The sequence below is a fragment of the Methylacidimicrobium cyclopophantes genome (assembly GCF_902143385.2).
GTDB classification, from domain to species: domain Bacteria; phylum Verrucomicrobiota; class Verrucomicrobiia; order Methylacidiphilales; family Methylacidiphilaceae; genus Methylacidimicrobium; species Methylacidimicrobium cyclopophantes.
In genome coordinates, this window is the sequence record NZ_CABFUZ020000028.1 from 1 (window position 1) to 9,315 (window position 9,315).

7 protein-coding genes are annotated in these 9,315 nt (G+C 64.0%); 4 read left to right on the top strand and 3 right to left on the bottom strand.

Annotated features, from left to right (window positions below; genetic code table 11):
* The coding region (locus tag FN369_RS00790) for a tetratricopeptide repeat protein (RefSeq protein ID WP_142524319.1) at nt 1-519 on the top strand (519 nt) is incomplete at its 5' end.
* A gap of 34 nt (nt 520-553) precedes the next feature.
* Here FN369_RS00790 and FN369_RS00795 read toward each other — a convergent pair.
* Nucleotides 554-2,326 (bottom strand): ABC transporter substrate-binding protein, encoded by a 1,773-nt coding sequence (locus tag FN369_RS00795; protein WP_142524320.1) that lies wholly within the window; start codon nt 2,324-2,326, stop codon nt 554-556.
* Between the two features lie 154 nt (nt 2,327-2,480).
* On the opposite strand from FN369_RS00795, the gene FN369_RS00800 reads away from it, so the two are divergent.
* The 3 genes from FN369_RS00800 to FN369_RS00810 all read left to right on the top strand — a co-directional run bounded on the left by FN369_RS00800 (nt 2,481) and on the right by FN369_RS00810 (nt 5,698).
* Nucleotides 2,481-3,794: a bifunctional UDP-3-O-[3-hydroxymyristoyl] N-acetylglucosamine deacetylase/3-hydroxyacyl-ACP dehydratase gene (locus FN369_RS00800; RefSeq protein WP_142524321.1), complete on the top strand. Its 1,314-nt coding sequence runs from the start codon at nt 2,481-2,483 to the stop codon at nt 3,792-3,794.
* A gap of 10 nt (nt 3,795-3,804) precedes the next feature.
* Nucleotides 3,805-4,581, top strand: coding sequence for an acyl-ACP--UDP-N-acetylglucosamine O-acyltransferase (gene lpxA, locus FN369_RS00805; protein ID WP_142524322.1), 777 nt, complete (start codon nt 3,805-3,807; stop codon nt 4,579-4,581).
* Between the two features lie 157 nt (nt 4,582-4,738).
* Nucleotides 4,739-5,698 (top strand): beta/alpha barrel domain-containing protein, encoded by a 960-nt coding sequence (locus FN369_RS00810; protein ID WP_142524323.1) that lies wholly within the window; start codon nt 4,739-4,741, stop codon nt 5,696-5,698.
* 24 nt (nt 5,699-5,722) lie between these two features.
* Here FN369_RS00810 and FN369_RS00815 read toward each other — a convergent pair whose 3' ends face one another.
* Complete coding sequence (locus tag FN369_RS00815) at nt 5,723-7,351, bottom strand: sodium:solute symporter family transporter (protein WP_142524324.1); 1,629 nt, start codon at nt 7,349-7,351, stop codon at nt 5,723-5,725.
* Nucleotides 7,348-9,246, bottom strand: coding sequence for a phospho-sugar mutase (locus tag FN369_RS00820; RefSeq protein WP_142524325.1), 1,899 nt, complete (start codon nt 9,244-9,246; stop codon nt 7,348-7,350). The genes FN369_RS00815 and FN369_RS00820 overlap by 4 nt, the downstream gene beginning before the upstream one ends.
* Nucleotides 9,247-9,315 lie beyond the last annotated feature (69 nt).

The window sequence follows — 9,315 nt, forward strand, 5'->3', positions numbered from 1 at the left end:
CGCTGGTGGCGGCGGGCTGCGGAGCAGGGCCTCGTCGAGGCCCAATCGCGTCTGGGGGAGTTTTATGATTTCGGAAAGGGAGTGGCTCCCGATCGGGCGGAAGCGGCGTATTGGTACCGGCTGGCGGCCGACCAGGGCCATGCCGCGTCTGCGAATAACTTGGCCATTCTCTACCAGGCCGGGGACGGGGTTCCTCGGGACGATGGGGAAGCTCGGCGGCTCCTGCGCGGGGCGGCGGAAAGCGGCCTTGCCGTCGCCCAGCGGAATCTGGGCGCCCTCTGCCTGCTCGGCGTCGGCGGCAGCGCCGATGCGGAAGAAGCGGCCCGATGGTTCGCCCGCGCGGCCGAGCAGGGAGATCCCTTTTCGCAGTGGAAGCTTGGAGAGCTCTACGAGCAGGGTCTGGGCGTGGACCGGGATCTCTCGCGGGCGCTCGCATGGTACCGGAAAGCCGCCGACCAGGGGTTTTTGGAGGCGAAGGAGGAGTACCGGCGGCTGCTCGGCGATTCCACGGCCGCTTGATCGGCCATCTCCCCTCCCCTGCGTCCCGCCGCGCTCACTCCGTCCAGACTTCTTCCATGTTCCAGACGATCGACCCGATCTTCGGAATTTGGACATTGCGCCACTTGTTGCGTAGCCCTGCGTAGATGTTGGGGGTGACGAGGTAGATGTAGGGAACTTCCTCGCTGAGGATCTGCTGGACTTCGTCCCAATACCGCTTGCGGAGCTTTTCGTCGAGGGTCGTGAGCTGGGCGAGCATGAGGGAGTCGATTCTCGCCTCCCACGGGGTGGCGGGCTGCGGCTCGCTCGGGTACCATTGATGGAGCCGTCCCTTGCTCACGAAGACGGACATGCCGTCGGCCGGATCGCCTCCTCCCGTTAAACCGAGGAGGCAGGCCTCGTAGTCGAAGGAATCGCTGATCTTGGTCACGAGCGCGCCGAAATCGAGAAACTGAAGGCGCGCGTCGATGCCCAGGGCCTTCATGTTCTGTTGGAAGACCGCGGCCATCGCGGTCCGGAGCGGATTTTCCTGGTTGGTCAAAAGGGTGAAGCTGACCGGATGCCCCTCCGCATCCGCCATCGTGCCGTCTTCCCGGCGATGGAATCCCGCCTCGGTCAGAAGCTCCTCGGCTCGACGGGGATCGAAGGGATACTGCCGGATTCGCGGATTGAACCACTTGGTGTTTGCTGGGCTTTCGGGTCCCCAGAGGGGTTGGCCGCGGCCGAAGAGGATCCCCCGGACCATCCCTTCCCGATCGATCCCGTAAGAGATCGCTTGGCGGAAGCGCCGGTCTTGGAACCAGCGGAGCTTGTAGGGAGTCACGAAGGGCTTGCCGCTCTTGTCGCGGCCGGGATTCTGGTTGAACCAGAGAAAGGTCGAAGCGGTCGAGGGGCCCCGGTCATGAACGGTGTAGTGGTAGATCTTCTCCCCCCGACGGACCCAGGCGACGTCGTCGGGAGGAATCGTGTCCGCATCGGTCTGTCCGGAAGCGAAGGCGACCACGCTGGCATTCTGATCCTTCACGAACTTGACGATCAGAAAATCGATGTAGGGAAGCCTCTTCCCCTCCGCGTCGATGCGCCAGTAGCGAGGGTTGGCATCCAAGATGATCAGCTGGCCGGGCCGGTAGCTGTGGAGCCGGAAAGCTCCGCTGCTCGCAATGGCCGAAGGGGTCTTTTGCGCGGTGAAGATGCTCCAGGCGCGCAGCAGGGTGCCGTCCTCGTAGGCCCCTTGGAGGAGGTGCTTCGGCATGATGGTCACCCCGGACAAGTAGCGCAAAAAGGGAGCGAAGATCTCGGGGGTGCGGATCCGCACCGTCTGGCGGTCGAGCTTTTCGACGAGGAAGGGCTTCCCGTTGACCGATAGGTCGTAGGCGTTCCGGTTGGGGAATCTCGGATCGTAGACGCATTGAAAGGTGAAGAGAACGTCGTCGGCGGTCAGAGGGGCGCCGTCGCTCCAGGTAAGCCCTTCGCGAAGGTGGAAGGTGAAGGTGCGGCTGTCCGCTCCCACCTCCCACGATTTCGCCAGCGCCGGAACGACTTCCTCCCGGATCGGGTTGTAGGAGGTAAGGCCGTCGAAGAGGAGGCCGAGGAAGGAGGCCGAAGAGGCATCCTCCGCAACCAGCCAGTTGAAGGTATTGGGCTCGCCCGGGCTCACTTCGACGAATAGGCCGCCCCGCTTCCCGGGTTGGGCTTGGGAGACGTCGGCATCCTTGGGAATCGGGAAGCTCGGCCTCTCCGCGATGTGGGTCGGACGAGAGCAGGAGAGGATCGGAAGCCCCAGGCCGATCGAAAGCAGGAGGAAGAGCAGACGAAAGCTTGTCTTCATGGCGGTGATCCCCTATGGCATACCCCATTTCGAGCGCTTCTCGCCAGCCGACTCTTGCACCCGCCGGATCGGAAGGCATCGGGCGGGTCGCGCGGAGAAGAAGCTTTTCGTTTGCTCCCGTCCAGGGTAGAGCAAGCACGGGGAGAGGAAGAGAGTGATTAAGCAAACCACTTTGCGGGAGTCGGTCCGGATCGAAGGCAACTCGCTGCATACGGGCCAGCCGGTCTCGCTGGTCCTACGTCCGGCCGAGCCCGACACCGGATATCTCTTCAAGCGGGTCGATCTGCCGGATGAGCCGACCGTCGCTGCGCACATCGATCATGTGCGGCAGACGGAGCGGGCCACGACCCTGGGCGAGGGCAATGTCAAGATCCATACGGTGGAGCATGTCCTGGCGAGCCTGCGGGGAAGCGGCGTCGACAATGCGCTCATCGAGCTCAACGCCAACGAGCCGCCGATCGGAGACGGAAGCGGAAGGATCTACGTCGAGGCGATTCGGCGCGCCGGACTCGTCGAGCAAGACCGGCCGGTCTCGTTCTTCGAGCTGCGGGATCCGCTCTGTGTCCAGGGAAAGGACGGGGCCTACTTGGTGGCATGGCCGAGTTCGTCCTTTTCCCTTACCTGCACCCAGGTCACGCACACCGGGAAGTTTACGCAATTTCTCCACTGGGAGCACGATGACGAGCGCTTTGCCGTGGAGATCGCACCGGCCCGAACCTTCGTCTTTTACGAGGAGGTGCAACCCTTGTTGGAAAAGGGGTTGATCAAGGGAGGGAGCCTCGAAAACGCGATCGTCATTCGTGGAGAGACCGTCTTCTGCCAAGAACCCCTCCGATTCGAAGACGAGTTCGTCCGGCACAAGATCTTCGACATGATCGGGGATCTCGCTCTTTTCCCCCATCGGCTCAAAGCCCACGTCTTCGCGGCGAAGCCGAGCCATACGCTCAATGTAGAGATGGCGCGGGCTCTCCAAAAGGCGCATCGGGATTATCTTTCCCAACTGATGCCGCTGGAGAACATCCCCACCGGGGAAGGCGCCTTGGACATCCACGACGTTCTCAAGATTCTTCCCCATCGCTACCCCTTTCTGATGATCGACCGGGTTCTGCGCTTCGAAGGAAATGCGAAGGCGGTGGGGCAAAAGGCGGTGACCATGAACGAGCCCTATTTTCAAGGTCATTTCCCTGGACATCCGATCATGCCGGGGGTTCTCCAGCTCGAGGCGATGGCCCAGTTGGCCAGCATCCTTCTGCTCCGGCAGGCGGGCAACGCGGGGAAGCTCGGATTTTTCATGAGCGCGGACAAGGTGAAGTTCCGCCGGCCGGTGATGCCCGGAGACACTCTCATCGTGGAAGCGGAGCTCGTCAGCTTTCGAGGCAAGATCGGCCGGGCTTCGGGAAGGTGCTTGGTCAACGACCGCGTTTCCTGCGAGGGGGACCTCCTCTTCGCCCTGGTCGATTCGATTTGACGGCAGGACGATGGCGACCTCTGTCCATCCCACGGCGATCTTGGAGCCGGGGGCCCTTCTCGGAGAGGGTGTCGAGATCGGTCCTTACGCCTTCGTCGGCTCGGAGGTGCGCCTGGGGGAGGGCTGTATCCTCCACCATCATGCATCCGTCGTCGGGAAGACGGAAGTGGGGCCCAACAACGAATTCTTTCCCTTCTCCTCGATCGGCCAGAAGAGTCAGGATCTCAAGTATCGAGGGGAACCGACCTTCCTCTCTATCGGATCGGGCAATCGATTCCGCGAATTCGTCACCGTCAATCGGGCCACCGGCGAGGGCGGCCGGACCGTCATCGGCTCCGACAATCTCTTTCTGGCCTATGCGCACGTGGCGCACGATTGCGTCGTCGGCAGCCGGTGCGTCTTTTCCAACAACGCCACCTTGGGGGGGCACGTGCGGGTCGACGACTGCGTCACGATCGGGGGATTGACCGCGGTACACCAATTTTGTCGGCTCGGAGCGTATGCGATGCTGGGAGGATGCTCGAAGATCGTGCAGGACGTGCCTCCCTATTGCTTGGTCGACGGGAATCCGGCGCGCCTGCGCTCCCTCAACCTGACCGGCCTCCGGCGGCGGGGCTTTGCCGAAGAGGCGCTGAAGAGCCTGCGTCGCGCCTTTCGCCTCCTCTTCGAAGAAGGGAAAAATCTCAGCCAGGGGATCGAGGCGGTCGAGTCGAGCGGAGAAGCGGCCCCCGAGGTCGTAGCGCTCCTCGACTTCCTACGAACCACGGAGCGGGGAGTGACCCGGTAGCCCACCTTCCCGCCGCAACGCAGGGCCTGCCTCCGGGCGCGATCGCCGCTATCATCGCTCTTGCTGGGCCGAGCGGCAGGCGCTAAGTTCTGGTTCAGCCAACCCCGACCGCCTCCGGTCGCTTCCGGTTCCGGTCGAAGCAACCTCAAGGAGATTCATGACGCTAGCCCCTACGCAAAAAGCCCCGCTCGACGTCCCGGTCGCACTCCGACCTCTCTATGAGAGGAACTTCCAGGAGATGACGCGGGGTACCGGGCGTCTCATGCTGATGGCCGCGGACCAGAAGGTCGAGCATCTGAACGACGATTTCTTCGGAACCGGAATCTCGGAGGATGACGCCGACCCCGAGCATCTTTTCCGAATCGCCTCTCGGGCTCGAATTGGAGTCTTGGCGACCCAGCTCGGCCTGATCGCTCGCTATGGGGCCGACTATCCGGGGATTCGCTACGTGGTGAAGCTCAACAGCAAAACCCACTTGGTCCCCACCCGGTTGAGCGATCCGGAGAGCCGCCAATGGCTCACTTTCGAGCAGCTCGACCGCTTCCGGAGTGCGTCTTCCCTGCCGATTCTCGGTGTCGGCTACACGATCTACCCGGGCAGTCGGGCGGAGCCGGAGATGCTGCGCGAGGCGGCGCGCTTGGTATTCGAGGCGCACCAGCGGGGCCTCGTGGCGATCCTTTGGGCCTATCCGCGAGGGGAGGCCGTAGCGGACGAGCGCGATCCTCACTTGATTGCGGGAGCCGCCGGACTCGCCGCTTGTCTGGGCGCCGATTTCGTCAAGGTGAACGAGCCGAAGGCCAAGGACGGCCGGAATGCGGCGGCGCTGCGGGAAGCGGTTCTCGCGGCGGGTCGAACGCGCCTGATCTGCGCGGGAGGGAAGGAGACGAGCGTACCCGAATTCCTGGCCCGGCTGCATGCCCAGATCCATGAGGCGGGAGCCGCGGGCAATGCGACGGGACGGAACATTCATCAGAGGCCGCTTGCCGAAGCCGTGGCGTTCTGCAACGCGCTCGCGGCGATCACGCTCGAGGGAGCCACGGTGGAAGAGGCGATGGCCGCCTATCGGAAGGAGCTTTCTCTTTCCTCACCGCCGGTCGGCCGAAGCCCAGCTTCCTGAGCCGCCCGGGGTGGAAGTGTGGGCTCAGCCGGTGGGCCTGACGGGCGGGCGGCGCGCGGGAGAGCGGAAGCAGAGGCCGACGAGGAAGGTTGCGCAGCTTCCGATGAAGACCCGCCAGGGGAAGGCGACGCAGGGAAGCCAGGAGAGCCGAGCGGCCGCGGCCTGAGAGAAGAGTCCCAGGACGGCCTGGGGCACGCCGCTGAGCAGGGCGACGACGCCCAGACCGCAGGCCATCGCAACGCAGTTCCCAAGGTCCTCTCCGCGGCTTCGGGTCAGAACCCCAAGGAGAAAGACCCCCAAAAGCGGACCGTAAGTGTATCCGAAGAGGCCGAGGACGATCGGGAGGATGCGCGATCCCGGAGATCGGAGAACGAAGAAGGCCGTTGCGCACGCGATCAGGATGGTCAAGAGGGCAAAGAGCACCGTCGAAGCGCGCAGGAGGCGGACCCGGACGCGCTCGTCCGATGAGGAGGGCAGGAAACGGAAGGCCCAATCTTCGCAAAAGGAGGTGGCCAGCGCGTTGAGAGCGGCGGAAAGGGAGCCCATCGCGGTGGCGACGATCGCCGCCAGCAAAAGGCCGCGAATGCCGGAAGGGGTTTGGCAAAGAATGAAATAGGGGAAGACTTCGTTTGCTTGCGAAGGGAGTCGGGGGTCGTGGACGGAGCGAGCCAGGAAGCTGAGGAAGATGCCGATCGTCAAAAAAAGGAAGACCAGGGGAAGGTCGGTCAATCCCGAAAGGATCAGCGAAAGCCGGCTCCGGTGATGGTCTTTGGCCGTGAGGAGGCGCTGCACGAGGTCCTGGTCGGCCCCATGAGTAGCCATGGTCGTGAATGTCGATCCGATCAAGGCCGCCCAGATCGTATAGTCGGAAGTGAGTACGGCCCAGAGGTTTTCCCAGAGGGTTTTGTGCGGGTGGATGCCCGTCTCCGTCCACGGGAGAGTCGTGAGGAGATGGGCCGCCTCCGCGAGCGGAGAGCTTGAGCCCCATGGAATTTTTTGAAAGAGGAGAACCAGGGTCACGACTCCCCCGGAAAGCATGAGGCCCGCCTGAAGGAGATCGGTCCAGATCACCGCTCGAATCCCTCCGGCGACGGTGTAGAGGGTCGTCAGCAGCGTGAGGAGGATCGCGGAAGCGGCATAAATCCAAAGCTCTTGCCCGGAGGAGACCGGCCTTGCCCAGAGGAGCTTGGCGGCGAGCACCGGCACGATGGCGGCAACGTAGAGGCGGGCACCCGAGGCGAGCAGTCTCGTCAGCAGAAAGGTGGCGGATGCGGCTGACTTTGTCTTCGGCCCGAAGCGGAGAGCCAAGAATTGGTAGATCGAGGTGACCCGGAAGGTGAAGTAGGGCTTTACGAAAAGGTAGGCGACCAAGACGCGAGCCAGAATCGTCCCCAGGCTGAGCTGGAGATATTCGTAATTCCCCAGGGCATAGCCTTCCGCCGGAGTTCCCAGAAAAAATGCCGCGCTCGTTTCCGCCGCAACCAGGGAGCCGAGAACCGCCCACCAGGGCATCTTGTGGCCGCCGAGCGCAAATTGCTCGACGGTCCTCGGCCGCTTCGCCGCCCGAAATCCCACCCAGAGGACGGCGGCCAAGTAGAGGAGGACCACGGCGATGTCGACCGCGGGGAATGCTCCGGCAGAAAGGGACCTCATCGGGAAAGGCGCAAGCCCACGTCCGTCTCGAGGGTTCGCCACCAAGAGGAGATCATCGCTTGCGTCCGCCCTTCCTGAGCGCGGAGATCCTCCTCCGCCTCGGAGCGATGGAAGAGGTAGAACTTGATCTTCGGTTCGGTGCCGGAGCATCGAACGGCCAGACGGGCCCCCGGGGGAAACGAAAAGCGCAAAAATTCCTCCTTGGGCAAGAGCTCGCCGTCGGCATCCCAATGGTCTTCCCGCCCGAAGTCCTCCGTCAGGATGGGAGGAGCACCATCAGGGCCGGCCGGAGGAGTCTCTCGAAACGACGCGAGCAGCCGCCTTCGCCGTTCCGAGCCTCCCGGGCCTTCCAATGCCAGGGTATGCAGCTCCTCGGCGAAGAACCCGAACCGCCGGTAGAGGGCATCGAGGAGGTCGAGAAGGGTCATCCCTCGGTCGGCCGCCCATCCAGCCGCCTCGACGAGCTGGAGGGCCGCGGCGTTGCCGTCCTTCTCGCGCACCCGGTCGGTGGAGAGGCTGCCGTGACTTTCCTCGCCTCCGAAGACCAGAAAGCGGCGGCTGCGCGGATCCTTCTCGGCCATCTCCTCGTATCGCCGGAGTTTGGCCGCGAGATATTTGAAACCGGTGAGAGTCTCCACGCAGCGGAGGCCGAAGGCCTCGGCGATCGAGCGGAGCAGGTCGGTCGTCACAAGGGTCTTGAGGAGCACGGGCGTCCCGGGGATGCGTACCTTTCCGCCGGGAGAAAAGATCCGGTCGCAGCGGTAAAAGGCGAGCAGGGCCGCGATCTGATTGCCCGTCAGGACGCGCCATCCGACAGCCGGGGCGTAGACGGCGGCGCCGAGGCGATCGGCATCGGGGTCGGTTCCCAGGACGAGATCGGCTCGTTCCGTCCGAGCCTGGTCGATCGCCTGCGCAAGCGATCGGGGATCCTCGGGATTGGGCGAGGCGACCCCCGGAAATCGCCCGTCCGGCGTATCCTGGCCGGCCACGAGAGAGCAGGAGATTCCTTGACGGGCGAGGAGCCTGGGAACGGTGTGGAGTCCCACTCCATGCAGAGGCGTGTAGACGACCTTGATCGCCCGGCTCGCCTTCCCGACGGCGGTCGATTCCAGGATCGTCGATTCGATCGCTTCGAAATAGGCCTGATCGCAATCGGCTCCGAGCCGGCGCAGGATTCCGGGGGGGGGTCCTTCCGGAATTGCGGCGGCGAGGGAGATCTTGCCGATCGATCGGCTCACTTCTTCGGCCGCCTCGGCCGTGATCTGGCCGCCGTCGGAGAGGTAGATCTTCAAGCCATTGTCCCAAGGCGGATTGTGGCTGGCGGTCACCATGACGCCCGCATCGGCGGAGAGCTTCCGAATCGCGAAGGAGAGCTCGGGGGTGGGGCGTTCTTCCGAAAAGAGCCAGACGACGAAGCCGAGGCTTTGGAAGGTCTCCGCGCAAATCTCCGCGAAGAGCGCGGAGAAGAGGCGGGTATCGTAGGCGATCACGACGGAGATCGGGTGCCCGGGCGAGGCCGTGCGGAGATACTCCCCGAACCCGAGGGAGGTGCGGCGAACCGTCCTCTCGTTGAGCATTCCGCTTCCGACCGCGGGAAAGCGCGGCGGATCGTCCCGATCGGCTCCCCCTCGTTCCGCCGCCGTGGGAAATCGGGCGATCGTCCTGCTGCGAATTCCCCCGGTTCCGAAGGAGAGCGTGGTCCCGAACCGCTCTTCGATCTCTTCCCATCTTCCGGTGCCGATCAGCTCCGCCACGCTCGCTTTTTCGACGGCGGTGAGGTTGGGGAGGGAGAGAAAGTCGCGGAGAAGGAGCCAGCTCGACGGAGAGAGCGCTTCCTGCGCCCGGACGAGCAACGGGCCGGCAGGGAGAAGAGGAAAGCTTTCGACCGGGCGCACGCGGAGGACACCCTAGCGAGTGGGACGGCCGCTGACAAGAGGCTCCACCGATCGGCTCGAAGAGCGCGA

Excerpts from the sequence above, each read along its gene's own strand:
- FN369_RS00810 (WP_142524323.1), top strand. The coding sequence starts at position 4,739 with ATGACGCTAGCCCCTACGCAAAAAGCCCCGCTCGACGTCCCGGTCGCA.
- FN369_RS00815 (WP_142524324.1), bottom strand. The coding sequence starts at position 7,351 with ATGAGGTCCCTTTCTGCCGGAGCATTCCCCGCGGTCGACATCGCCGTG.
- FN369_RS00795 (WP_142524320.1), bottom strand. The coding sequence starts at position 2,326 with ATGAAGACAAGCTTTCGTCTGCTCTTCCTCCTGCTTTCGATCGGCCTG.
- lpxA (WP_142524322.1), top strand. The coding sequence starts at position 3,805 with ATGGCGACCTCTGTCCATCCCACGGCGATCTTGGAGCCGGGGGCCCTT.